The organism is Mesorhizobium sp. C268A (assembly GCF_040324475.1).
In the GTDB taxonomy this organism is placed as follows: Bacteria; Pseudomonadota; Alphaproteobacteria; order Rhizobiales; family Rhizobiaceae; genus Mesorhizobium.
Map to the genome: position 1 here is coordinate 1,057,360 of NZ_JAMYVX010000001.1, position 23,672 is coordinate 1,081,031.

At 63.9% G+C, this 23,672-nt stretch carries 21 protein-coding genes and 1 pseudogene; 18 read left to right on the forward strand and 4 right to left on the reverse strand.

Going from position 1 to position 23,672, the window contains the following annotated elements:
- The first annotated feature begins 218 nt into the window (after positions 1 to 218).
- The 13 genes from NKL06_RS05420 (at position 219) to NKL06_RS05480 (ending at position 14,261) form a co-directional block, all read left to right on the forward strand.
- On the forward strand, positions 219 to 2,177 hold the full coding sequence (locus NKL06_RS05420) for an LTA synthase family protein (RefSeq protein WP_031195194.1): 1,959 nt from the start codon (positions 219 to 221) through the stop codon (positions 2,175 to 2,177).
- Positions 2,178 to 2,487: 310 nt separating this feature from the next.
- Complete coding sequence (gene rpsF / locus NKL06_RS05425) at positions 2,488 to 2,988, forward strand: 30S ribosomal protein S6 (RefSeq protein WP_023672722.1); 501 nt, start codon at positions 2,488 to 2,490, stop codon at positions 2,986 to 2,988.
- Positions 2,988 to 3,236 carry a 30S ribosomal protein S18 gene (gene rpsR / locus NKL06_RS05430; RefSeq protein WP_006203718.1) on the forward strand — a complete coding sequence of 83 codons (249 nt, stop codon included), beginning with the start codon at positions 2,988 to 2,990 and terminating at the stop codon, positions 3,234 to 3,236. Before rpsF ends, rpsR begins: the two co-directional genes overlap by 1 nt.
- A 266-nt stretch (positions 3,237 to 3,502) precedes the next feature.
- Positions 3,503 to 4,090 (forward strand): 50S ribosomal protein L9, encoded by a 588-nt coding sequence (gene rplI / locus NKL06_RS05435; RefSeq protein ID WP_023672721.1) that lies wholly within the window; start codon positions 3,503 to 3,505, stop codon positions 4,088 to 4,090.
- A gap of 185 nt (positions 4,091 to 4,275) precedes the next feature.
- Complete coding sequence (locus tag NKL06_RS05440; protein WP_023693969.1) at positions 4,276 to 5,625, forward strand: cyclopropane fatty acid synthase; 1,350 nt, start codon at positions 4,276 to 4,278, stop codon at positions 5,623 to 5,625.
- A gap of 155 nt (positions 5,626 to 5,780) precedes the next feature.
- On the forward strand, positions 5,781 to 6,758 hold the full coding sequence (locus tag NKL06_RS05445; RefSeq protein ID WP_023693971.1) for a small ribosomal subunit Rsm22 family protein: 978 nt from the start codon (positions 5,781 to 5,783) through the stop codon (positions 6,756 to 6,758).
- Between the two features lie 221 nt (positions 6,759 to 6,979).
- Positions 6,980 to 8,473, forward strand: a complete 1,494-nt coding sequence (locus NKL06_RS05450; RefSeq protein ID WP_023672717.1) for a replicative DNA helicase — start codon at positions 6,980 to 6,982, stop codon at positions 8,471 to 8,473.
- Positions 8,474 to 8,703: 230 nt separating this feature from the next.
- The gene (gene radA / locus NKL06_RS05455; protein ID WP_023693972.1) at positions 8,704 to 10,107 is read left to right on the forward strand and encodes a DNA repair protein RadA; all 1,404 of its coding nucleotides are present in this window, start codon (positions 8,704 to 8,706) and stop codon (positions 10,105 to 10,107) included.
- 48 nt (positions 10,108 to 10,155) lie between these two features.
- A complete protein-coding gene (locus NKL06_RS05460) occupies positions 10,156 to 10,821 on the forward strand; it encodes a CvpA family protein (RefSeq protein WP_023672715.1) in 666 nt (221 codons plus the stop codon).
- A 108-nt stretch (positions 10,822 to 10,929) separates the two neighbouring features.
- Positions 10,930 to 12,411, forward strand: coding sequence for an amidophosphoribosyltransferase (gene purF, locus NKL06_RS05465; RefSeq protein ID WP_023672714.1), 1,482 nt, complete (start codon positions 10,930 to 10,932; stop codon positions 12,409 to 12,411).
- Positions 12,412 to 12,441: 30 nt separating this feature from the next.
- A complete protein-coding gene (locus NKL06_RS05470) occupies positions 12,442 to 13,197 on the forward strand; it encodes an SDR family NAD(P)-dependent oxidoreductase (protein WP_023693973.1) in 756 nt (251 codons plus the stop codon).
- Positions 13,198 to 13,274: 77 nt separating this feature from the next.
- Complete coding sequence (locus NKL06_RS05475; RefSeq protein ID WP_023693974.1) at positions 13,275 to 13,904, forward strand: hypothetical protein; 630 nt, start codon at positions 13,275 to 13,277, stop codon at positions 13,902 to 13,904.
- 135 nt (positions 13,905 to 14,039) lie between these two features.
- Positions 14,040 to 14,261: a hypothetical protein gene (locus NKL06_RS05480; protein ID WP_023689120.1), complete on the forward strand. Its 222-nt coding sequence runs from the start codon at positions 14,040 to 14,042 to the stop codon at positions 14,259 to 14,261.
- Between the two features lie 152 nt (positions 14,262 to 14,413).
- On the opposite strand, the gene NKL06_RS05485 is transcribed toward NKL06_RS05480, so the two are convergent.
- A complete protein-coding gene (locus tag NKL06_RS05485) occupies positions 14,414 to 14,920 on the reverse strand; it encodes an OsmC family protein (protein WP_023693975.1) in 507 nt (168 codons plus the stop codon).
- 289 nt (positions 14,921 to 15,209) lie between these two features.
- Here NKL06_RS05485 and NKL06_RS05490 point away from each other — a divergent pair, with 289 nt between their 5' ends.
- From NKL06_RS05490 to NKL06_RS05500, 3 genes and pseudogenes are all read left to right on the forward strand, one after another.
- Positions 15,210 to 16,715 (forward strand): S10 family peptidase, encoded by a 1,506-nt coding sequence (locus NKL06_RS05490; protein WP_023693976.1) that lies wholly within the window; start codon positions 15,210 to 15,212, stop codon positions 16,713 to 16,715.
- A 149-nt stretch (positions 16,716 to 16,864) separates the two neighbouring features.
- The gene (locus NKL06_RS05495) at positions 16,865 to 17,752 is read left to right on the forward strand and encodes a DMT family transporter (RefSeq protein WP_023693977.1); all 888 of its coding nucleotides are present in this window, start codon (positions 16,865 to 16,867) and stop codon (positions 17,750 to 17,752) included.
- Positions 17,753 to 17,803: 51 nt separating this feature from the next.
- Positions 17,804 to 18,711: pseudogene (locus NKL06_RS05500) on the forward strand (DMT family transporter).
- A gap of 134 nt (positions 18,712 to 18,845) precedes the next feature.
- On the opposite strand, the gene NKL06_RS05505 reads toward NKL06_RS05500, so the two are convergent.
- Positions 18,846 to 19,709: a LysR substrate-binding domain-containing protein gene (locus NKL06_RS05505; protein WP_023693978.1), complete on the reverse strand. Its 864-nt coding sequence runs from the start codon at positions 19,707 to 19,709 to the stop codon at positions 18,846 to 18,848.
- Between the two features lie 112 nt (positions 19,710 to 19,821).
- Here NKL06_RS05505 and NKL06_RS05510 point away from each other — a divergent pair, with 112 nt between their 5' ends.
- Complete coding sequence (locus tag NKL06_RS05510; RefSeq protein WP_023693979.1) at positions 19,822 to 20,232, forward strand: tautomerase family protein; 411 nt, start codon at positions 19,822 to 19,824, stop codon at positions 20,230 to 20,232.
- Between the two features lie 3 nt (positions 20,233 to 20,235).
- On the opposite strand, the gene NKL06_RS05515 is transcribed toward NKL06_RS05510, so the two are convergent.
- Positions 20,236 to 20,742, reverse strand: coding sequence for an RES family NAD+ phosphorylase (locus NKL06_RS05515; protein ID WP_023689127.1), 507 nt, complete (start codon positions 20,740 to 20,742; stop codon positions 20,236 to 20,238).
- A complete protein-coding gene (locus tag NKL06_RS05520; RefSeq protein ID WP_023693980.1) occupies positions 20,739 to 21,227 on the reverse strand; it encodes an Xre family toxin-antitoxin system antitoxin in 489 nt (162 codons plus the stop codon). Before NKL06_RS05520 ends, NKL06_RS05515 begins: the two co-directional genes overlap by 4 nt.
- A gap of 199 nt (positions 21,228 to 21,426) precedes the next feature.
- Between NKL06_RS05520 and NKL06_RS05525 the strand changes: the two genes are divergently transcribed.
- Positions 21,427 to 23,649, forward strand: a complete 2,223-nt coding sequence (locus tag NKL06_RS05525) for an AMP-binding protein (RefSeq protein WP_023693981.1) — start codon at positions 21,427 to 21,429, stop codon at positions 23,647 to 23,649.
- Positions 23,650 to 23,672 lie beyond the last annotated feature (23 nt).

Genomic DNA, 23,672 nt, shown 5'->3' on the forward strand with positions numbered 1-23,672 from the left:
TGCCTGTGACGCAAGGCGGACCGCCAAGTCAAGCCCGGAGGCGGCATTTCGGCTCTCGCTTGAACCGGAGCTGACCTCGAGTCCCTGTTCCCAAAGGCTTTTTGCCGATCACACCTGATGAAAACCGCTCACGAATCGTTTGCTGGCTCTTCTTATTTTCGCCACAGGCGCTAGCTTTTGCATGACAGTTCTATGACAGAACGGTGGCGCGAGTGGAAATGCGCGTTGCTTGGGCCGGGGGAAGAGACGTGGCTAGGATCAGGAAGGGCGCGGCCGTACCAGCGCCACAGTTCTTGGAAGACGATCCGTCCACCGGCTACCTGCCGGGGCGCAGATGGCCGGTCATCCGCTACGGTCTGGTCACGCTGCTTGCCTCCGCCATCCTGGTGTTCGCCATCGAATGGATCGTGCGCGGCGACTTCTTCGGCACAGTCGACTTCTTCCTGCAGCCATTCAAGCCGGGCTGGACCACCATCATTGTCTTTGCATTGGTGCTGATGGGACTGGACGCCGTGCTTGGCCGCAGTCACCAGAGCCTGATGATCGTGGCGCCGCTGACGCTGGCGCTGGCCTTTGTCGGGCATCAGAAGTCGCATTATCTCGGCGATCCGCTCTACCCAACCGATTTTCTTTATTCGCGCCAGATCATGGCACTGATGCCGCTCCTGGTGCGCGAGCGGCCCTGGACGGCGCTCGCCATGGCGGTCGGCATCGTCGCCGGCCTGTCGCTGCTGATCTATGGCTGGCGGTTGTGGCGCCGCAAGGTTCCGATCCTCAGCCGCAAAGGGCGGCTGGCGCGGCTGACGCTGGCAGTGCCGCTGCTCGCCTTCTTCGTCTCGATCATGGACTACGCCACCTTCTCGTGGACCCGCGACCGGCTGCAGATCATCCCGATCATGTGGGACCAGAAGGAGAACTACGCCTCCAACGGGTTTGCGCTGGCCTTCGCGCTCAACGTGCCGATGGCGCATGTCTCGGCGCCGGCGGGCTATTCCGACAAGGCGATCGACGCGATCGACAGGCCTGATGTGGCGGCCTCGGTACCGGATGAGAAACCCGACATCATCGTGGTGATGAGCGAATCTTTCTGGGATCCGACCAAGCTGCCCGGCGTCACAATCACGCCTGACCCGATCCCCAATGTGCGGGCGCTGCGTTCCGGCTATATGTTCTCGCCGGAATTCGGCGGCATGACCGCCAACATCGAATTCGAGGCGCTGACCGGCTTTTCCAATGCCTTCCTGCCGGCGGGCTCGATCCCCTATCAGCAATATGTGCGCACGCCGACGCCGTCGCTGGCGACCTTCCTGAAAAGCGAGGGATACCGGGCGCGCGCCATCCATCCGGGCACCAACTGGTTCTGGAACAGGGGCGCCGTCTATGCCGATTTCGGCTTCAACGATTTCCGCTCGGAAGAGACGCTGCCGCCACTGGAAAAGCGCGGGCCGCTGGCTTCCGATGCCTCGATGACCGACGAGATCATCGCAGAGGCCGACGCCAGCGAGCGGCCGGTGTTCTTCTTCGCCGTCAGCCTGCAGAACCACGGTCCCTACGAGCCGTACCGCTATTACAATCCGACCCACAAGGTCGCGGCGCCGATCAGCACATGGGCGCGGGAATCGCTGCTCAGCTACGCCGAAGGCTCCGCCGATGCCGACCGTGGCCTCGAACGATTGATCGAATGGGCGAAGAAGCGCGAGCGGCCGACGGTCATCGCCTTCTTCGGCGACCATCTGCCGCCGCTCGGCCCCGTCTATGTCGAAACCGGTTACCTGAAAGACAATGTCGCGCCGCGCAAGGAACCGACGCCGGAGGCGGCACTGGAGCATCATCAGACGCCGCTGGTCATCTGGTCTAACCGCACCGGTCCGGCGCAGGATATGGGCGCCGTGAGCCCGGCCTTCCTGCCCTACCATATCCTTACCACGGCCGGGATCACGCACCCCTACTATACCGGCTTCTTAGGCGCGCTGCGCGAACGCTATCGCGTCGTGGATCGCAATCTGCTTTTGACACCGTCAGGTGAGGCCACGGCGGACTGGGCGCGGCAGAAGGACATCGATCCGGCGATCAACGATTTCCGCCTGCTGCAATACGATATGATGTTCGGCAAGCGTAAGGCGGCTCCGGACTTCTTCCCCGAAACGATCAACGGTCGTACCCCGCATACGAGTTGATGCCTGGTCTTTCCAACCCTGCGACGCCAGGACGCTGTCCGGAGCATGCGTTACCCTTGCCTTCCAGCCAAATTGCTATATAGACGCCCGCAATCTGCCGGTCCTTGCTGGGGGCTGAACGGAGGGCCGGAGGTTTTATCCAAAACCTTCGTGTGAAGCCAGAAGCGCTTCCGCCTCCCGTGTCTCCGCTCTCGACCGTCTCGAAATGCTCCTTTCTTCCTCGCCCCCTCGGGACCAGCGGGTCAGAGAAGTTGCAGAGGCTTTTGCCGCGAGGATCCGGGAGAGAAACGAAGAAAGGCACTGAACCACTATGGCTCTATACGAACATGTGTTCCTTGCCCGGCAGGACCTCTCGCAGCAGCAGGTCGATGCGCTTGTCGAACAGTACAAGGGCGTCATCTCCGCAAATGGCGGGTCCGTCGGCCGGGTCGAGAACTGGGGACTGAAGTCCCTCACCTACCGGGTCAACAAGAACCGGAAGGCTTACTACACGCTTATGGACCTCAACTGCCCGCCGGCAGCGCTCAACGAGATGGAGCGCCAGATGGGCCTGTCCGAGGACGTGCTGCGTTTCCTGACCGTCAAGGTCGAGGCGCATGAGGAAGGCCCGTCGGCCATGATGCAGAAGCGCGAAGAGCGCTCGGAACGCGGCGGCTTCGGCGACCGCGACCGTGGTGATCGTGGTCCGCGCTCGTTCGGCGACCGTGATCGCGGCGACCGTGGCGATCGTCCGCCGCGCTCATTTGGTGACGCCGGTGGTGATCGTGGTCCGCGCCGTCCGCGCGAAGGCGTTGAAGGAGGTGCAGAATAATGGTCGACATCAATCAGATCCCGACCCGGCGCCCGTTCCATCGCCGCCGCAAGACCTGCCCGTTCTCCGGCGCCAACGCGCCCAAGATCGACTACAAGGACGTGCGTCTTCTGCAGCGCTACATTTCCGAGCGCGGCAAGATCGTGCCGTCGCGCATCACCGCCGTCAGCCAGAAGAAGCAGCGCGAACTCGCCAAGGCGATCAAGCGCGCCCGCTTCCTCGGCCTGCTGCCCTACGTGGTTCGCTAAGACTTTCGGGCGGGCGGTTCGCCGCCCGCTTCCTTCTCCCACGGCGACGGGCGCCGCAGGGGTAATTTGATGATGCATGTCGTTGTCCCAAAACCGGGACCACTCTTGGCGACATGCATTGAAATCCCGAGTTGAGGTGAAAAGCCTCTAACTGCCGCGACAGGCAGGACAGCGACACCGGCGCCAAGGCGCTCAGAGCTTCCTGACCTGTTCCATTCAATTCGGCGCCGATCCCGCGGTCGGTGCCCAGACGAAGGAACAAAACCATGCAAGTGATTCTTCTCGAACGCGTTTCCCGCCTCGGCCAGATGGGCGATACCGTCAAGGTCAAGGACGGCTTTGCCCGCAACTTCCTCTTGCCGCAGGGCAAGGCGCTGCGCGCCAACGAAGCCAACAAGAAGAAGTTCGAAGGGCAGCGCGCGCAGCTCGAAGCGCGCAACCTCGAGCGCAAGTCGGAAGCCAGCCAGGTTGCCGAAAAGCTCGACGGCAAGAGCTTCATCGCCGTGCGTTCGGCCGGCGAGACAGGCCAGCTCTACGGTTCGGTGTCGACCCGCGACATCGCCGACCTGCTGACCGCCGAAGGGTTCTCGGTCAACCGCAACCAGATCCAGCTCAACCAGCCGATCAAGACCATCGGCGTCACCAATGTGGCGATTGCGCTGCATCCGGAAGTCGAGGTCACCATCAGCCTCAACATCGCCCGCACGGCCGACGAAGCCGAGCGCCAGGCCAAGGGCGAGACGCTGACCACCGCCGAAGCCATCTATGGCGATGACATCAACGACAACGCACGGCCGGAGAACTTCTTCGACCCGAACACCGAGTTCGAAGGCGGCGAAGAAGACAACGCCTGATCCCGCACTGGGCCTGATCGGGAAGCGAGGGAGCAGCGCTCCAATCACTTCCTCGTCATCCAGCCTTTCTGGACCAATGCCCGGGCCTCTCGCCCGGGCATTTTTGTGCCAAATGGAACTTTTCGAACCCCTATATATTGTTGCAGAATTGGTCCGCCAGTCTGACCGTGAGGGGACATTTGGTGATGAATATTCTGTTGAAACGCGTTCTCGACCGCCTGGTGCGTACGGGCAATCTGAAAGTCACCGGCCCGAAGGGCTCGACAGTGGTTTTCGGCGACGGCAGCGGCGAGCCGGTGCATATGCACATCAAGACCGCGCATGCCGAGCGCGCCATTACCTTCGATCCGATGCTGGCCGTGCCGGAAGCCTATATGGACGGCGAACTCGACATCATCGAGGGCGGCGTACTGGGTATGATGCGCATCGCCTTCCAGAACATGGGCAGCGGCGGTATCGACGCCACCTGGTCGAAGGCCATCGAGGGTCTGCGCCACGCCTTTCGCCGCCTGCAGCAGATCAACACCGCATCACGGGCGCGCCGCAACGTGCAGCGCCACTATGATTTGTCGGGTGACCTCTACCGGCTCTTCCTCGACGACGACATGCAGTATTCCTGCGCCTATTTCGAACAGCCGGACATGACGCTCGACGAGGCGCAGATGGCCAAGAAACGCCATATCGCCGCCAAGCTCAGGCTGAAGGCCGGCCAGACCGTGCTCGATATCGGCTCCGGCTGGGGTGGACTTGGCCTCTATCTCGCCAAGGCTTTCGATGTCGACGTGCAAGGCGTGACGCTGTCGACCGAGCAGCACGGCGTCGCCACCGACCGGGCGCATGCGCAAGGCTTGCAGGACCGCGTGCATTTCGACCTCAAGGACTACCGCGAACTCAACGAACGCTTCGACCGCATCGTCTCGGTCGGCATGTTCGAGCATGTCGGCGTCAACCACTTCCGCACTTTCTTCGACAAGTCGGCGACGTTGTTGAAGCCCGACGGCGTCATGCTCTTGCACTCGATCGGCCGCTCCGGCGTGCCGTGGGCGACCAGCGCCTTCATCCGCAAGTACATTTTTCCGGGCGGCTACATTCCCTCGCTGTCGGAGGTGATGCCGGCGATCGAGAAGTCGGGCCTTGTGGTCACCGACATCGAGATTCTGCGGCTGCACTATGCCGATACGCTGAAGCATTGGGGCCAGCGCTTTGCCGCCAACCGCGACAAGGCCAAGGCCATCTATGACGAGCGCTTCTGCAGGATGTGGGAGTTCTATCTGGCGGCTTCGGAAGCCGCCTTCCGCTGGCAGGATCTGGTGATCTTCCAGATTCAGATCGCCAAGAAGAACGACACGCTGCCAATGACGCGCGACTACATGGCAAAATGCGAAAAGGCGCTGGAAATGCGCGAGATGGGGCATCGCCAACAGACGGCGGCCGCCGAGCCTGCTGTCGCGAGGTCTGCTGCCGCCAAGTCCGTTGCTGTCAGGTCCATTGCGGCCAAGCCAGCGCGCCGTCGCAAGGTGGCAGATCGCGAATAACGCCTCGATTGCGATTGCCGCTTGCCATTGACGGCTCTGACACTGAAAAAGGTCTCGTTCTCGCGAGACCTTTTAATGACCTGCCTGCCCACCATCGCCACCACCCTTGTCGAGTTCGCCCGCGCCTCGGTGCTCGCGGCACGCGGAGCCTGAGCGTGGAACTCCCCGCCTCGCTGCGACAAGGCGTCGAGCGCCTGCTCGAAACGATACCGCTGGCGGTGCTGCGACAGGCGGCGAAGACGCTGTCTGACCGCTACCGCGCCGAATTGCGCGACGGCCGCCCGCACATGGCCGAAGAGATGGCGGTAAAAGCCTATCTGGCGACGCGGCTGCCGGCGACCTACGCGGCGGTACGGGCCGGTCTCGACGAACTCGCCTATGCGCGGCCCGATTTCCAGCCAACGAGCTTGCTCGATGTCGGCGCCGGTCCTGGCACGGTGCTTTGGGCCACTACAGACCTGTGGCCCGACCTCGAAGAGGCGGTTCTGCTTGAAGCAAGCGCCGCGGTGCGCAAGGTTGGCCAGTCGCTCGCCCTTGATACCATCGCCACCAGGATGGACTGGCGCGCCGGCGACGTGACCATCGACCTTGCCGATCTCAAGCCTGCCGATCTGGTCACCTGCGCCTATGTGCTGGACGAGATCGCGCCGGCATCGCTGCCGAAGCTTGTCGGCCGGCTCTGGCATTTGACCGGCGACACACTGCTGATCGTGGAGCCCGGCACACCGGCAGGCTGGCAGCGCATCCTGGCAGTGCGCAGGCAATTGCTGGAGGCCGGGGCGCACGTGCTGGCGCCTTGTCCGCATGAGGCGCCCTGCCCGCTTGAGCCGCCCGACTGGTGCCATTTTTCGCGCCGCGTCGCCCGCTCGCGCCTTCATCGCCTGGCCAAAGACGCCGACGTGCCGTGGGAGGACGAGAAATTCATCTACGTCGCGGCGTCGCGGCAACCCGCGCCTGTACGTCAGCCGCGCGTGATTGCGCCGCCGAAATCGGGCTCCGGCAAGGTGCTGCTCAAACTGTGCCAGCCGGATGGCGGCGCCGGCGAGACACTTTTCACCAAGCGCGAGGGCGAGCTGTTCAAGGCAGCGCGGCGGCTGGACTGGGGCGATACATTGGACGGAAGAAGTGGATAAACACCGAGATTGTTCTTGCTCTGTTCCAACGACTCGGGTAAAAGTCAGCGCCTTTCTGAGTCAACCGGAATCGGGGCGTGGAAACACTCTTCTGTGGACGGTTTGCCGCCCCTGTGAACAACGGGGCATCGAGGTTGATTGGTCGTGCGGTGATGCAGAAAGGTCAGCACCGATTTATCTCGTTCTGATATCGAGAAGCCGGGATCAAAATCGGGGACATCATGGCAGAGGCAGCGCGAAAATTCGGCGTGGCGGAGCAGCAACCGCTTTATCGTGAAGCGCCGAACAACATCGAGGCCGAACAGGCGCTGCTCGGCGCCATCCTGGTCAACAACGATGCCTTCTACCGCGTCTCCGACTTCCTCAAGGCCGGCCATTTCTACGAGCCGCTGCACCGGAAAATCTTCGAGGTCGCGGCCGAGCTCATCCGCATGGGCAAGGTGGCGACGCCGATCACGCTGAAAACCTTCCTGCCGGCCGACGAGAAGGTCGGCGACATGACGGTGGCGCAATATGTGGTTCGTCTGGCGGTCGAAGCCGTCACCGTCGTCAATGCCACCGATTATGGCCGCGCCATCTACGATCTGGCCACGCGCCGGGCACTGATCACCGTCGGCGAGGACATGGTCAACATCGCCTATGACGCGCCGGTCGACATGGCGCCGTCCGAACAGATCGAGGATGCCGAGCGGCGGCTGTTCGAACTGGCCGAAACCGGCCGTTACGACGGCGGCTTCGAGAGCTTCACCGACGCGGTCAAGACCGCCGTCGACATGGCCAACGCCGCCTATATGCGCGACGGCCATTTGTCGGGCCTCGCCACCGGCATGCGCGATCTCGACCGCCGCATGGGTGGCCTGCAGGCGTCGGATCTGATCATCATTGCCGGCCGTCCGGGCATGGGCAAGACATCGCTAGCCACCAACATCGCCTTCAACATCGCCGAGATGTATGAGCCGGCGCAACAGGCCGACGGCTCGTTCAAGGCAGCCAATGGCGGCGTCGTCGGCTTCTTCTCACTGGAAATGTCGTCCGAGCAGCTCGCCACCCGCATCATTTCCGAACAGACGGAAATTTCGTCGTCAAAAATCCGCCGCGGCGAGATTTCAGAGATGGATTTCGAAAAGCTGGTCGCCTGCTCGCAGACCATGCAGAAGATCCCGCTGTTCATCGACCAGACCGGCGGTATCTCGATCGCGCAGCTGTCGGCGCGGGCGCGGCGGCTGAAGCGTCAGCGCGGCCTCGACCTCATCGTCATCGACTATATCCAGCTGATGCAGGGGTCGAGCGCGAAATCGTCGCAGAACCGGGTGCAGGAAATCACCGAGATCACCACCGGCCTCAAGGCGCTGGCCAAGGAACTCTCCGTTCCGATCATCGCGCTGTCGCAGCTGTCGCGTCAGGTCGAAAGCCGCGAAGACAAACGCCCGCAGCTGTCCGATCTTCGCGAATCCGGCTCGATCGAGCAGGACGCCGACGTGGTGATGTTCGTCTACCGCGAGGAATATTATCTGAAGAACCGCGAACCGAAGCCCGGCACCGACGAATACATCAAGTGGGAACACGAGATGAACGAGATGCGCGGCAAGGCCGAAGTCATCGTCGCCAAGCAGCGCCACGGCCCGACAGGTTCGGTGAGCCTCGCCTTCCATGGCGAGTTCACACGGTTTTCCGACCTCGCCGAAGAGCATCATATTGCGGAGAGGTTCGAGTAGCTTTTTGGCCTACCGCAGCGCTCCGTCACACCCCCCTCTGGCCTGCCGGCCATCTCCCCCGCAAGGGGGGAGATCAGCAGCTTTGCGAATGGCGCTCATCTTGCGACGTTGGGGATTGGCGAAAGCAGCGACGATAGCCAATCTCCCCCCTTGCGGGGGAGATGTCCGGCAGGACAGAGGGGGGTGTGCAGGATCACCCTCCTTCGGTCATTTGCAGGCAGCATCACTCCATGGCTAAATCGCGCGTCCAGTTCATCTGCCAGAATTGCGGCTCGGTGCATCAGCGCTGGGCCGGTAAATGCGATGCTTGCGGCGAGTGGAACACGCTGGTCGAGGAAGGCACCTCGGGCGGCATCGGCTCGGGACCGGCCAACACGCGCAATGCGCGCAAGGGCCGCGCCGTGGTGCTGACCAGCCTGTCCGGTGACATCGAGGATGCGCCGCGGATCATCTCCGGCATTAGCGAACTCGACCGCGCCACCGGCGGCGGTTTCGTGCGCGGCTCGGCGCTGCTGGTCGGCGGCGATCCCGGCATCGGCAAGTCGACGCTGCTTACCCAGGCCGCAGCAGCATTGGCGTCAAAAGGCCACCGCATCGTCTATGTCTCGGGCGAAGAGGCTGTCGCGCAGATCCGGCTGCGGGCGCAGCGGCTTGGCGTCGCCGACACGCCGGTCGAACTTGCCGCCGAGACCAATGTCGAGGATATCCTGGCAACAATAGCCGATGGCAGAAGGCCGGACCTCGTCATCCTCGATTCCATCCAGACGCTGTGGACCGACATGGCCGACTCGGCGCCCGGCACCGTCACCCAGGTGCGCGCCTCGGCGCAAGCGATGATCCGCTACGCCAAATCCACCGGTGCTGCCATCGTGCTGGTCGGCCATGTCACCAAGGAAGGCCAGATCGCCGGTCCGCGCGTCGTCGAGCACATGGTCGACGCCGTTCTCTATTTCGAAGGCGAAGGCGGCCATCACTACCGCATCCTGCGCACGGTGAAGAACCGTTTTGGGCCGACCGACGAGATCGGCGTCTTCGAGATGTCGGACAAGGGCTTGCGCGAGGTCGCCAATCCGTCGGAGCTGTTCCTCGGCGAACGCCACGCAAAATCGCCGGGTGCCGCGGTATTTGCCGGCATGGAAGGCACACGTCCGGTGCTGGTCGAGATCCAGGCGCTGGTGGCGCCGTCCACATTGGGCACGCCGCGCCGTGCCGTCGTCGGCTGGGACGGCGCACGGCTGTCGATGATCCTTGCCGTGCTCGAAGCCCATTGCGGCGTGCGCTTCGGCACCCACGATGTCTACCTCAACGTCGCCGGCGGCTACCGGATTTCCGAGCCGGCGGCCGATCTGGCGGTTGCCGCTGCACTGGTTTCGTCGCTCACCGGTCTTGCCCTTCCCGCCGATTGCGTCTATTTCGGCGAAATCAGCCTGTCGGGCGCAGTGAGGCCGGTTGCGCATGCGCAGCAGCGCCTTAAAGAGGCCGAAAAGCTGGGTTTTGGAAGTGCGGTTCTGCCCTTGGGCAGCGAGGAGGTTGTCGGGGGGATCGGGGCCGGCGCTTTCCAGCCGACCGAACTTGCCGATCTCGTCGCACGCATAGCCGGCTCACGGCGCAGCCGTGTCGACGTGGAAGATTGACGCGGCTCGCCCGAGCCGTGAAAAGACAATCTGAGTGGGGCGAAAGACATGCCGATTACGCTGCTGGACGGAATTCTCGTCGGCTTCACCCTGGTCTCGGCGATGCTCGCCATGGTTCGCGGCCTGTCACGCGAAATCCTGTCCGTCGTGTCCTGGGCGGCTGCCGCCGCGGCGGCATTCTTCTTCTACAAGCCGGTGCTGCCTTACGTTCAGCCCTATGTCGAAAGCGACAAGATCGCCATGGCGGCATCCGCCGGCATCGTCTTCCTCATCGCGCTGATCGTCGTTTCCGTCATCACCATGAAGCTTGCCGACTGGATCATCGATTCCAGGATCGGCGCGCTCGACCGTACGCTGGGCTTCCTCTATGGCGCCGCGCGCGGCGTCCTCGTAGTCGCCGTGGCGCTGCTGTTCTTCAACTGGCTGGCCGGCGCCAAGGCCCCTGCCTGGATCGCCAACGCCAAGTCGAAGCCGCTGCTCGAGACCATCGGCGCCAAGCTGGAAAGCCTGCTGCCCGAAGATCCGGAAAACGCCATCCTGAAGAAGCTCAATCCGAATCAGCCGGCAGCCGAGACGCCTCCGGCGGCCGATGCACCGGCGGCGGATGCTCCGGCAACCGGTGACGATACGCCGGCGCCCGACGACGAGACCGACGCTCCGGCCGATAACGCACCCGCGCCCGCTGCTCCGGCCCCGGCCGCGCCGGCAAACTGATTCGGACGGATGGTGCCGGACAGGCGCCATCCCGGCAGTTCCGGCCTGACTACGTTGCTTTCGCGGTGCTATCGCACTATATGGCCATTTTAGCGGAGCTTGAGCCCCATGGCAGTTTCGAAGGCAGACGCGGACGACGTGCTTTCCGCCGAAGCAGACGATCATTTCCACGACGAATGCGGGGTGTTCGGCATTTTCGGCCGGCAGGACGCTGCGGCCATCGTAACGCTAGGCCTGCATGCGCTGCAGCATCGCGGCCAGGAAGCGGCCGGCATCGTCTCCTATGACGGCACGCAGTTCCATGTCGAACGCCATGTCGGCCTGATCGGCGACACCTTCACCAAGCAGCACGTCATCGACAGCCTGCAAGGCAACCGTGCCATCGGCCACACGCGCTATGCCACGACGGGCGGCGCCGGCATGCGCAACATCCAGCCCTTCTTCGCCGAACTCGCCGATGGCGGCTTTGCCGTCGCCCATAACGGCAATCTCACCAACGCCATGACCGTGCAGCGCGCGCTGCAGAAACAGGGCGCGATCTTCTCGTCGACCTCCGACACCGAGACGCTGCTGCATCTCGTTGCCACCAGCAAGGAACGCGATTTGAATTCGCGCTTCATCGACGCCGTGCGTCAGGTTGAAGGCGCTTTCTCGCTGGTTGCGATGACCTCCAAGAAGATGATCGGCTGCCGCGATCCGCTCGGCATCCGCCCGCTGGTGCTCGGCGACCTCGACGGCGCCTGGATCCTGGCCTCCGAAACCTGCGCGCTCGACATTATCGGCGCCCGCTTCGTGCGCGACCTGAAGCCCGGCGAAATGGTCGTGGTGACCTCGAAGGGCATCGAGAGCCTGTTCCCCTTCGAGCCGCAGAAGACCCGCTTCTGCATCTTCGAATATGTCTATTTCGCCCGCCCGGACTCCTCGGTCGAAGGCCGCAATGTCTACGAAGTGCGCAAGCGTATCGGCGCCGAATTGGCGCAGGAAAGCCCGGTCGAGGCCGATATCGTCGTGCCGGTGCCGGATTCCGGCACGCCGGCGGCAATCGGCTTCTCCCAGGCGGCAGGCATCCCCTTCGAACTCGGTATCATCCGCAACCACTATGTCGGCCGAACCTTCATCCAGCCCGGCGATTCGATCCGCCATATGGGCGTCAAGCTCAAGCACAACGCCAACCGCCGGATGATCGAGGGCAAGCGCGTGGTGTTGGTCGACGATTCGATCGTGCGCGGCACCACCAGCCAGAAAATCGTGCAGATGGTGCGCGACGCCGGCGCCAAGGAAGTGCATATGCGCATCGCCTCGCCGCCGACCAGCGCGTCGTGCTTCTACGGCGTCGACACGCCGGAGAAGTCGAAGCTTTTGGCATCGCGCATGTCGATCGAGGAAATGGCCGAGTTCATCCGTGTCGATTCGCTCGGCTTCCTCACCATTGACGGGCTCTACCGCGCCGTCGGCGAAGCCAGCCGCGACAATGAGCAGCCGCAATTCTGCGACGCCTGTTTCACCGGCCAGTACCCGACCCGCCTGCTCGACTTCGAAGGCCACGACAATGTGCGCACGCTGTCGCTGCTGGCGAACAACGGGGCGTAAAGCCCAACTGCTATCCTTGAAAGCGCTCGCATGACCCTCGACCTCTCCGGCCGCGTCGCGGTCGTTACCGGCGCCTCGCGCGGCATCGGCTACTTCATCGCCAGGGAACTTGCCGCCGCCGGCGCGCATGTCATTGCGGTTGCCCGGACCGTCGGTGGGCTTGAAGAACTCGACGACCAGATCAAGGCCGAGCGCGCGAAAACCGGCAAGGGCGAAGCGACTTTGGTGCCTCTCGACCTCTCAGACATGGCCGGCATCGACCGGCTGGGCGGCGCCATTCACGAGCGCTGGGGCAAGCTCGACATTCTGGTGGCCAATGCCGGTGTGCTCGGCGTCATCTCGCCGATCGGCCATGTCGAGGCCAAAACCTTCGAGAAGGTTATGACCATCAATGTCACCTCGACCTGGCGGCTGATCCGCTCGGTCGACCCGCTGCTCAGGCTGTCCGACGCCGGCCGCGCCATTCTCATGTCGTCCGGGGCCGCGCATTCGGCGCGCGCCTTCTGGGCGCCCTATGCGGCGTCGAAGGCGGCTGTGGAAGCCATGACGCGTTCCTGGGCGCATGAGACGCAGAGCCTGGCGCTCCGCATCAATGCGGTCGACCCCGGCGCCACCCGCACCGCCATGCGTGCGCAGGCCGCGCCCGGCGAGGATCCGGAAACGCTGCCGCACCCGTCAGAGGTGGCAAAACGCATCGTGCCGCTGGCGAGCCCCGAGATGAAAGAGACGGGGCTGATCTTCCAGGTCAAGAACAACCGCTTCGTCGCCTACCGGCAGCCGGAATAAACCGGGTTGTAGCGGGATTAAACAGGCCTCCAGTTACGTTTCTTCGAATGTAGGACATTCGAAACCGGAGGACCGACATGCGTAGACTTCTTCTCGTTGCCGCCGCCGCGATTGCCGCCACAGCCGGCGTGGCGCTGGCGCAAGACGCCAAGATGAGTTTCTTCGTCACCAGCGTCGGTTCCGGCAAGGGCGCCGATCTCGGCGGTCTCAAGGGTGCCGACGCGCATTGCGCCTCGCTGGCGGAAGCGGCTGGGGTTACCGGCAAGGAATGGCACGCCTATCTCTCGAGCGCCAATGTCGATGCGCGCGACCGTATCGGCAAGGGTCCCTGGGTCAACGCCAAGGGGGAGAAGATTGCCGATGACGTCGCCTCGCTGCACAGCGACGCCAACGCCATCACCAAGCAGACGGCGCTCAACGAAAAGGGCGAGGTGGTCAACGGCCGCGGCGACAAGCCGAACCGGCACGACATATTGACCGGCTCGAAGCCTGACGGCACCAAGCTCGCCGACCAGACCTGCGGCGACTGGACCTTGAGCGGGGCGGAGGGCGCGGCGATGATGGGCCATCACGACCGCACCGGCCTTGATGAGTCGGCGGCGGCGAAATCCTGGAACTCCTCGCATGCCTCGCGCGGCGGCTGCAGCCAGGAGGCGCTGAAAGGCACCGGCGGCGACGGCCTGTTCTACTGCTTTGCCGCGAACTGAGAGACGTCTGGGAGCGGTTCGTTCACGGGTCTGTGATGGTCCGGCAGGTCCCTCCCCCATCGCCCTGCTTTCGCCATCAGCCGGGAGTTGCTAGGGTCGACCCGATTCCGACACCCAGCAAAGCGAGGAATTCCCATGGCTGCTCCCAGCGTAGCATTGGTCTGGTACCTGGTGATCGCCGGCCCGCAAGGCGGCATGGTGGTGCTGCCCAGCACCTTCGACACCCGCGAACAGTGCACAAACGCGATTACCGAATATCAGAAGCAGCCGACGCCGGCCGGCTGGGCGGTCAACTGCGTGCCGAGCGCCTCCCCGTTTACCGATGAGGGCGACGCGGAAGAGCCTGCGGCGCAGTAGCGCAGTCTCCCCCCTCGAGGGGGAGATGGCCGGCAGGCCAGAGGGGTCGCCTCGCGTAGAGTGCCAACCTCCTTCCGCACAAAGGGCGTCGCGTCCAGTCGGCCCGACCCCCTCTGTCGCCTTCGGCGACATCTCCCCCTCAAGGGGGGAGATCAGGCGCGCGCCTTCACCGTCAGCTCCGGCTTGCTGTTGATGGTCTGGAAGACCACGCAATAGCGTTCCGTCAGCTTGATCAGCGCGTCGATGCGATCCTGCGGCTCATCCGTGTCGAGGTTGAAATTCAGCCGGATGGCGCGAAAGCCCACGGGGGCGTCCTTGGCCACGCCCAGCGTGCCGCGAAAGTCGAGATCGCCTTCGGCCTCGACGGTGGCTGCGCCAAGCCTGAATTCCAGCGCCGTCGCCACTGCCTTCAGCGTCACGCCGGCGCACGCCACCAGCGCCTCCAAAAGCATATCGCCCGAACACAATTCGAGCCCGGAACCGCCGGTCGCCGGATGCAGGCCGGCGACCGCCAGCGCCCTGCCCGTCTCGACCTTGCAGGCAATCGACTGGTCGTCGATGGAGCCTTTGGCGCGAAGCGTGATCAGCGCCTGCGTAGCATCGCCGCGATAGGCCTCCTTGAGCGGCGCCTGCATGGCTTTGAGTTCGGTGGCGTCCATGTTGCATTCCTTTTCGAGTCCGTCGCGCTTTGATAGCACTGATATGCCAGCGAGACAGCGCCCCCCTCTGGCCCGGCCACCTCCCCACAGGGGGGAGATCTGCAGCTTCGCCGATGGCGCTTTCTACGCCGGCGATTAGCGAAGGCGGTCGCGACATCCAATCTCCACCCCTGTGGGGGGAGATGTCCGGCAGGACAGAGGGGGCTGAAGGAATGCTACCTCACGAAGAGTTACTTTGACTTCGACCGCCCCGGCCATACCTAAGCAGAGTCATTCCCGCGGAGACATCATGCCGTTCAAGCTGAAACTGATCTCGCTTACCCTGTTGGTGCTTGCAGCCTTCGCGCAGCCAGTCCTCGCCGAAACGCCCGAGCGCCCCGCACCGGCAGGCGGCGTGCTGTCGCTGCTGCCGGCACCGCAGACGACCAGCCATTCAATCACCATTGCCGGGCGCAAGCTGGACTATCAGGCTAAGGCCGGCACGCTGTCACTGCTATCCGGCAAGGGCGAGGTCACCGCGGAAATCTTCTATGTCGCCTATACGCTGCCGCCACTGGCGGGCGCGGAGAAGGCTCGCCCCATCACCTTCGTCTTCAATGGCGGCCCGGGCGCGGCATCCGCCTATCTGCATCTCGGCGCACTCGGCCCGCGTGTCGTCGCGACAGGCCCCGATGGCCAATTCCTGCCGCCGTCGCAAAAGCTGATCGACAATCCCGACAGCTGGCTCGACATGACCGACCTCGTCTTCGTCGATCCGGTCGGCACCGGCTACAGCCACGAGGCCCCCGGCCAGGACACAAAAGATTTTTGGGGCGTCAGCCAGGACGCCAGTTCGATCGGCGCTTTCATCCGGCTCTATCTCGCCCAGAACGGCCGCACCGGATCGCCGCTCTTCCTTGCCGGCGAAAGCTATGGCGGGTTCCGCGCGGCACTTCTCGCCAGGACCCTGCAGGAAGATGTCGGCCTGAGCCCCAACGGCATCGTGCTGATCTCGCCTGCACTGGAGTTCACGCTGGTGCTGCCCGACGAATTCCAGCCGCTGCATTGGGCGCTGGAACTGCCCTCGATGGCGGCGGTGCGCCTGCGCAGCGAAGGCCTCAGCGGCGAAGCACTGCGCGAAAAGCTCGCCGAGGTCGAAAAGTATGCGCTGGGCGACTACCTCACGGCTCTGACCGGCGGGCTGGAACAGGGCGGGCGGCTGGCCAGCCAGCGCGTGGCCGAGATCACCGGCCTGCCGCTCGACCTCGTGCAGCGCAATTCCGCCCGCATCCCGACCGCCCTGTTCGCGCGCGAATTCCAGCGCCCCAGTGGAAAAGTGCTCAGCCCGTATGACGGCACCATCGCCACGAGCGACATCGCCCCGGAGAGCGCCCGCAGCGCCGGCCCGGATCCGGTGCTCGACCGCAGCGTGCCGGCGCTGACCTCGGCCTTTGTCGGTTATGCGCGCGACGAGCTGAATTTTCGCACCGATGTCAGCTACAGGTTGCTCAATGGCGATGTGACCCACGCCTGGGACTATGGCGGCTCGCGGCAAGGCTATGCCGGGGTGATGGACGATCTGCAGCGGGCGCGCTCGCTCAACCCGGGGCTCGGCGTGGTGATCGTCAACGGCGACACCGATCTGGTCACTCCCTATCTGGCCTCACGCTATCTGGTGAGCCAAATCCCGACGCTCGGCGGGGCAAAACCTATCCGTCTCGACGTCATCGAGGGCGGCCACATGATGTATCTCAGGCCGGGCGGCCGGCGCGCCCTGAAGGAGGCTGCTTCGGAGCTCTACCAGGCAACACAGTGAACGGCGTGCCCACGCTGTCGGCCAGGCTGCGCCAACGCAAGCTTGCCACTGGCGTAGCGCCCCGCAGGCTTTCGCCCGTATAGCCTGCAATGGGAGCCTGATTGGGGCAGGCTTCTTCTTCGTCCTCTTGACAGCGCCGGACACGCCGCATGGCCGATATTGCCATTCTGGAAACCCGCGAAAGGGTGCTTGCCGGCATCCTGTTCACCGGCTGCGCCTATTTCCTGTTTTCGACGCAGGACGCCGCGATCAAGCTTCTGGTCGTCGGCATCAGCGTCTGGCAGATCATGTTCTTCCGCTCGATCGCTGTGCTTATCGGCTGTGCTGCAATCGGCGGACCGCCCATCTTTGCCGACACAATGCGCTCGCCCATCGTGCGGCCGATGCTGGTGCGCAGCGCCTTCACGCTCGGCGCCTGGCTCTGCTACTACAACGCGGCCCGCTCCCTGCAGCTGGCCGAACTCACCACCATCTATTACGCCGCCCCGATCATCGTCACCGTGCTGTCGGTGGCGATGCTTGGCGAAAAGGTGCCGCTGTTGCGCTGGCTGGCGGTGTTCATCGGCTTCGTCGGCGTCTTCATCGCCTGTGATCCCACTCGTCTCGGCTTGTCCGTGCCGATGCTCTTGGTACTGGCTGCGGCAGTGCTGTGGGGCATTGCCGTGGTGCTGTTGCGCAAGACGGCGCTGGCCGAGCGCACGCTGATCCAGCTTGTGCTCAACAATTTCTACTTCCTGGTGTTTTCCACGGTGCCGGCGCTGTTGGTCTGGCAGATGCCGGACTGGCGCCAGTTGCTGCTTTTGATCAGCGTCGGCGCGCTCGGCGGCGTGGCGCAATTTATGCTGTTCGAAGGCATGAAGCGGGCGCCGGTGTCGATCGTGGCGCCGTTCGAATACACCTCATTGGTCTGGGCCTTCGGGCTCGGCTTTGCGATCTGGGGCGACGTGCCGCGTCGCGAGGTGTTTCTGGGGGCGGCGTTGATCGTCGGCGCCGGCCTGCTGATCATCGGCAACGAGCATTTCCGCAAGCGGCTATGAGTACCCCGTGCTGACAGCATGGTGGCAGGAGAAGACGGATAGGCTGCTGAGATGACGGAAGCGCTCGACGGCCCAGGCACCACAGATACCGCTGCCGAGCGTACGCTCGGCATCATGCTGGTGGCGGCCTCGGCGGCTTTCTTCGCCCTCACCGGCGTGCTGACCAAATCGATCCACGCCGACCCGCTGACCATCACTTGCTGGCGCGGCTTTGTCGGCGCGATCCTGATCACCTTCTATGTGCTGTGGCGCCGGCGCCGCTCCGGCGGGCGGGAAAGCTTGCGGCTTGGCTGGCGCGGCTGGTTGCTGGCCCTCGAGGGCGCCGCGGCCAGCATCGCCTTCATCTCGGCGTTCAAATTCACCTATGTCGCCAATGTCGCGGTCATCTACGCCACCGCGCCCTTCATCACCGCGCTGCTCGCCTTCGTGCTGGTGCGCGAGCCGTTCCGGGCGCAGACGCTTGCCGCCGCCGCCGTTTCGCTGTGCGGCGTGGCGATGATGGTCGGCTCCGGCTTCGGCAGCGGTCATCTGTTTGGCGATGGGCTCGCGCTGCTGATGACCGCCGGCAGCGCGCTCTACATGATCATGGTGCGCGCCTTCCGCGACACGCCGGTGGTGTGGGCGGGCGCAGTCTCGGCGCTTCTGCTGTTCGTGCTCGGCTGGTTCGTCACCGACCCCCTGGCGATTTCTGCTCGCGACGCCGTGCTGCTCGTCGCCTTCGGAGGATCGTTTGCGGCGGCGTCGATCCTGTGGACGGAAGGCTCGCGGCTGATCCTGCGCCCGAGTCCGGCCTTCTCGGTGCCGCCGAAGTGCCGTTTGCGATCCTGTTCGCCTTCCTGTTCCTCGGCGAGATCGCGCCGGCCGCCAGCCTGATCGGCGGCGCCATAGTACTGTGCGCGGTTTTCGCCCATGCGGGGCGCGACTGGCTGGCCGCGAGAAAAAGTGCGGCAACCCAATAATTATTTTCCAAGTCATGGAACCATCATGCGGATCAGGCAGTTTTATGTGCGACGGGTCACCCCCCAAGTCCCCCCAAACCCCTCGACCCGTCCTCCTCAAAGCCGACCGTAAAGGTCGGCTTTTTCTTTGGACATCAGCCGGCAAAGCCGGGCAAGGCGAGGTTGTCGCTGAGCAGGATGGCAAGATCGCGCGCCGGCCGCTCGGCGCCCTGGCCGAGTTTTATCGCGAATTGCGCTGTCGGCACCGGCGGCAGGGCGAATTCGCGCGGTGCTTCGGCAATGCCTGAATGGGCAAAGCGGGCGGTGCGCAAGGTCAGCGCGATGCCGGCATTGACCGCCGTGCGCAAGCCGGCAAGGCTGGCGCTGCCGGCGGCAATGCGGTAGCGGCGGCCGGCAGCATCGAGGGCCGCGAGTGCTGCTTCGCGAAAGCCGCAATAGGGGTCGAGCAGCGCCAGCGGCAATTCCTCTTCCCGCACGGCAAGCCCTTTTTGCGAGCACAGCCACAGCATCGGCTCACTGAACAGCCCGACTTCGTCATTGGCCGGCGTCTTGCGCATGACAACGGCCAGATCGAGCTGCCCGGCCTGCAGCGCCTCGCCAAGCTCGGCCGAACGGCCGACGCGGAGTTCGACCCTGACGCGCGGATGGCTGGTCGCGAAGGCGCGCAGCAGCTCCGGCAGGCCGCTATCGGCGAAATCCTGTGTCGTGCCGATGGCGACGCGACCAGCGGCACGCGCGCCCTTGAGCGCCAGCCAGGCCTCGCTGTGCACGGCAAGAATGCGGCGGGCATGACCGACAAGATCCTCGCCGGCCGGCGTCAGCCCGCGCCCGCGCCCCTGCGCCACCAGCAGCGGTTCGCCGACGATCTCCTCGAGACGCTGCATCTGCGCGGTCACCGCCGAGGGCGAGCGGCCGACAGCAGACGCAGCCTGAGCCAGCGAGCCGCCATCGACAAAGGCAAGGAAGGTTTTGAGCAGATCGGGATCGAGAGCTTGCATACTTCGATAATACAGAACCTTTTGTTCGAAACAATTCGATTTTTTTGATTCAAAGATGATGGCATTGTCTCTCCAACGGCAAACAGACGCCGCTCAAACGAAGGAGAGAAAAATGCCCATCATCAACATCAGCGTCACCGGCAAGCCCGACGCCAAGCTGTCCGCCACAATCGCCAAGGAAATCACCGGCCTGACCGCAACCCATCTGCGCAAGGACCCGACGATCACTGCCGTCGCTGTCACCTATATCGACCCGCAGCACTGGTTCGCCGGCGGCAAGTCGCTGGCCGAGCACGGCGCCAATACTTTCTGGCTCGACATCAAGGTGGTCGACGGCACCAACACCAAGCTGGAGCTGGAAGCCTATCTGAAGGCGATCTTTGAGGCCTTCGGTAAGTTGCTGGGTGGTGTGCACGAGGAAAGCTATGCCTTCGTGCATGAAGTCCCGGCCGCGGCATACGGTTATGGCGGCAAGTCGCAGGAGTTCCGGTTCATCAGTGGGCGGCTGAAGGCCACGGCCTGATTGCTACCCAGCGGGAGGATGAAGCCTTGTATCAAGCGCGAAATCCTCCCGGAGATGCAAGCTATAAAGGCCTGCCGCCCGGTTGGGATCGAACACCAGGTTCCAGCTGTGCTGGGATACCGCGCTGGGGATCAGAAAGAACGGATGCTTTGCCAGCAGACCATCGCCGAACTGCTGCTGTCCCGCGCCCGGGATGCCGGGACGCAGCCAGTTCGCGTTCGGAATATCGTCGGTTTGGACCACATAAATCTCTGATGGATCGACGATGTCGAATGCCGTCAGCACGTGAGGGACAGTATCCAGCGTGCGAAACCCCTTGTGGACCGCCACCTCCAAGATGGCGGTCGATGGGTCGATGGACGCATATACGGCTCTGATCCCTTTGCTGTTCCACCTTCCCCCAAGCTTGAAGGCTCCTTCGCCACTGTCCCAGCTCGCCTTGAAGCGTCTGTGATCAAGCCTCCAGCCCAACAACTGCCCTGTTCCGAGGGAGCCCGGCAAAGGCGTCACGCGTAGACACCATAGTCGAGCCGCTCAAGAAACTCCTGCACAAGCGCAGTGCCCGCCGCCGTGGCCAGCAGATCGATCGGCCGGCGATTGTCCAAACCCATGGCAGACTCGATCATCCATTTTTCCGCGTCTTCCTGAGTCCCGAGCACGGACGTGGCCTTTGTCAGGAGCTTGGCGAAGTTCCAGGTTCTGGAACCTTGCTCCCGACTGAGGGTCTTGGAGTGATCCGATTTGTGCCGCTGAAATGTCCGCTCGCTCATGCCGAATGCGGTCTCAAACGCATCGGCGGGATCAATGATGATCAGATGCCTGACGAGGCTTTCGAGCGCCTGGCCCGGAATTCCATGCAGGATCATTTCATGTGCCTCAAGAGGACTGGCTACCGAGAATCCAAGAACCTTCCGTCCACCAAACAGGTCGACCATTCGTTCGAACTCCGGCTCCATATGCGGTGCCTCGGCAAAACCCAGCGGGGAACTGGCCATATTACCTCTCCGTCACGTGTCGCTTTATTTACGACACGTGTCGCAACATTTCAAGGCCTGCGTTTGGGTCATTGCCTGGTGAGGTCAGGTGGAACACCGCTCCCTCGCACCCGCGCATTGACCTTGCTCCCCATTGCGCTACCCTCTGCTCTCGAAGCGGACGAAGAGCCGCATACCGGACCGTTGGGAGAGACGCGGCATGATCCTGACACTGGCGCTGCTTGCAGGCCTCGTGCTGGCCTGGCTGCTGATTGGCGCGATCGAGACGTTTCGTCTCGACCTGCGCTTTACCCAGGCGCTGCTCTATGTGCCGTTCAAGCTCGCCTACCGGATCGATGACCGGCGCATCCGCATTGCCCGCAACGCGCCGACGCCGGTGATCTATGTGGTCTCGCACCAGTCACGCTTCGAGCCGGCGCTGATGCTGTCGCTGCTGCCCGACGACACGCTGCACATTCTCGACGAGGCCTCGGCGCGCTCGCCCTGGATGGAGCCTTGGCGCGAGCTTGGCCGCACCATCGCCTTCAACGCCGAGCATCTCTTCGTCAGCCGGCGGCTGGTCAGGGTGCTGAAGGGTAAAGGCCGGCTTGCCGTCTATCTGCCCGGTGACGTCGAGCCCGATGTGAAGACGTTTCGCCTGTTCCGCGCCGTCACCCGCATCGCCATGCAGGCCGACGCCCGCATCGTGCCGATCTTCGTCACCGGCGCGCGCGACCTGCCGGTTTCCTTGACGCCAAAGAACCGGGCGCCGCGCCACTGGTTCCCAAAACTCTCGATCAGCGTGCTGGAACCAATGACGATTGCCGAACTGGTGGCGCGCAACCCCGACCAGGCTTCCAACACAAATGCGTTGTTCGACCGCATCGCCGAGGCGCGGCTTTATGGCAGCAACCTCGATCGCGGCCTGTTCCTGGCCATGCGCGATGCCGCGGATCGCACCGGCGCCTCGCACCCGATCATCGAGGATGTGATCAGCGGCTCGCTCAGCTATCGAAAAATGTTCATCGGCGCGCGCGTGCTCGGCCGCCGTTTCGAGGCGGTGGCGGCGCCCGGCGAAGCGGTCGGGGTTTTGCTGCCCAACGCCAATGGCGTGGTGCTGTCCTTCGTCGGCCTGCTCTCGGCCGGCCGGGTAGCGGCGATGATCAACTACACGGCAGGGCCGGCCAGCGTCACGGCCGCGGTCCGCACCGCAGTCATCCGAACGGTGGTTTCCTCGCGCGCGTTCGTCGAAAAGGCGGCGCTTGCCGACATCATCGCCGCGGTCGAGGCCGGCGGCGCCAAGATGCTGTGGCTGGAGGATGTGCGCGCAAGCGTCACGACGCTGGAAAAGCTCGCAGCAGCGGTGCTCTGGCGGTTCCCGCTGCAGCGGCAGGATGCGGCCAAGCCCGCCGCAATCCTGTTCACCTCAGGCTCGGAAGGCACGCCCAAGGCCGTGGTGCTGTCGCATCGCAATCTCCACGCCAACGCCATGCAGGCTGAGGCGCGCATTACCATTTCGCCGTCCGACATCCTGCTCAACGTGCTGCCGGTTTTTCACTCTTTCGGCCTGACCGGCGGTACCATCCTGCCGCTGGTGACCGGGGTAAAACTGTTCCTCTACCCGTCACCGCTGCACTACAAGATCATCCCGGAGATCGCCCGCAAGGTGAAGCCGACCATCATGTTCGGCACCGACACTTTCCTCGCCAACTATGCCCGCACCGCCAAGGATGGCGATTTCTCCAGCCTGCGCTTCGTCGTCGCCGGCGCGGAAGCGGTGAAGCCGGAGACGCGGCGCGTTTATCGCGAGCGCTTCGATGCCTCGATCATCGAGGGGTTCGGGCTGACGGAGGCCGCTCCCGTCGTCGCCGTCAACACCGCCATCCATGGTCGCGACGGCACGGTCGGACGGCTGTTGCCGGCGATGCGCATGAAGCTCGAACCGGTCGAGGGTATCGAGGGTGCCGGCCGCCTGTGGCTCGACGGGCCAAATTTGATGATGGGCTACATGACCGCTGACCGGCCCGGCGAATTGCAGCCGCTGGACGGCTGGCACGACACCGGCGACATCGTCTCGGTCGACCGCGAAGGCTTCATCACCATTCGCGGCCGGGCAAAACGCTTCGCCAAGATCGCTGGCGAGATGGTGTCGTTGGGCGCCGTCGAGATGCTGGTGCAGTCGCTGTGGCCGGAAGAGCGCCACGCCGCGGTGGCGGTGCCGGACAAGAGGCGGGGCGAGCGCATCGTGCTGGTCACCACCGCCGACGACGCCGATCCGGAAGAACTGCGCGCCTTCGGCAAGAAGGCAGGTGCGGCCGAACTGATGGTGCCCAACGACATCGTCAAGGTCGAGGAGATCCCGGTGCTGGGTTCCGGCAAGACGGATTATGTCTCGACGCGGAACCTGGCGATCGAGAAGCTGGGGCTGGGCCTGGCGGCTTAGCGTATCTCCCTCCTTGAGGGGAG

Excerpts from the sequence above, each read along its gene's own strand:
- radA (WP_023693972.1), top strand. The coding sequence starts at position 8,704 with ATGGCTAAATCGCGCGTCCAGTTCATCTGCCAGAATTGCGGCTCGGTG.
- NKL06_RS05520 (WP_023693980.1), bottom strand. The coding sequence starts at position 21,227 with ATGGCCAGTTCCCCGCTGGGTTTTGCCGAGGCACCGCATATGGAGCCG.
- NKL06_RS05510 (WP_023693979.1), top strand. The coding sequence starts at position 19,822 with ATGCCCATCATCAACATCAGCGTCACCGGCAAGCCCGACGCCAAGCTG.
- rpsF (WP_023672722.1), top strand. The coding sequence starts at position 2,488 with ATGGCTCTATACGAACATGTGTTCCTTGCCCGGCAGGACCTCTCGCAG.
- NKL06_RS05450 (WP_023672717.1), top strand. The coding sequence starts at position 6,980 with ATGGCAGAGGCAGCGCGAAAATTCGGCGTGGCGGAGCAGCAACCGCTT.
- NKL06_RS05505 (WP_023693978.1), bottom strand. The coding sequence starts at position 19,709 with ATGCAAGCTCTCGATCCCGATCTGCTCAAAACCTTCCTTGCCTTTGTC.
- rpsR (WP_006203718.1), top strand. The coding sequence starts at position 2,988 with ATGGTCGACATCAATCAGATCCCGACCCGGCGCCCGTTCCATCGCCGC.
- NKL06_RS05420 (WP_031195194.1), top strand. The coding sequence starts at position 219 with ATGCGCGTTGCTTGGGCCGGGGGAAGAGACGTGGCTAGGATCAGGAAG.
- NKL06_RS05480 (WP_023689120.1), top strand. The coding sequence starts at position 14,040 with ATGGCTGCTCCCAGCGTAGCATTGGTCTGGTACCTGGTGATCGCCGGC.
- NKL06_RS05490 (WP_023693976.1), top strand. The coding sequence starts at position 15,210 with ATGCCGTTCAAGCTGAAACTGATCTCGCTTACCCTGTTGGTGCTTGCA.
- NKL06_RS05475 (WP_023693974.1), top strand. The coding sequence starts at position 13,275 with ATGCGTAGACTTCTTCTCGTTGCCGCCGCCGCGATTGCCGCCACAGCC.
- rplI (WP_023672721.1), top strand. The coding sequence starts at position 3,503 with ATGCAAGTGATTCTTCTCGAACGCGTTTCCCGCCTCGGCCAGATGGGC.
- NKL06_RS05485 (WP_023693975.1), bottom strand. The coding sequence starts at position 14,920 with ATGGACGCCACCGAACTCAAAGCCATGCAGGCGCCGCTCAAGGAGGCC.
- NKL06_RS05470 (WP_023693973.1), top strand. The coding sequence starts at position 12,442 with ATGACCCTCGACCTCTCCGGCCGCGTCGCGGTCGTTACCGGCGCCTCG.
- purF (WP_023672714.1), top strand. The coding sequence starts at position 10,930 with ATGGCAGTTTCGAAGGCAGACGCGGACGACGTGCTTTCCGCCGAAGCA.
- NKL06_RS05440 (WP_023693969.1), top strand. The coding sequence starts at position 4,276 with ATGAATATTCTGTTGAAACGCGTTCTCGACCGCCTGGTGCGTACGGGC.
- NKL06_RS05525 (WP_023693981.1), top strand. The coding sequence starts at position 21,427 with ATGATCCTGACACTGGCGCTGCTTGCAGGCCTCGTGCTGGCCTGGCTG.
- NKL06_RS05495 (WP_023693977.1), top strand. The coding sequence starts at position 16,865 with ATGGCCGATATTGCCATTCTGGAAACCCGCGAAAGGGTGCTTGCCGGC.
- NKL06_RS05460 (WP_023672715.1), top strand. The coding sequence starts at position 10,156 with ATGCCGATTACGCTGCTGGACGGAATTCTCGTCGGCTTCACCCTGGTC.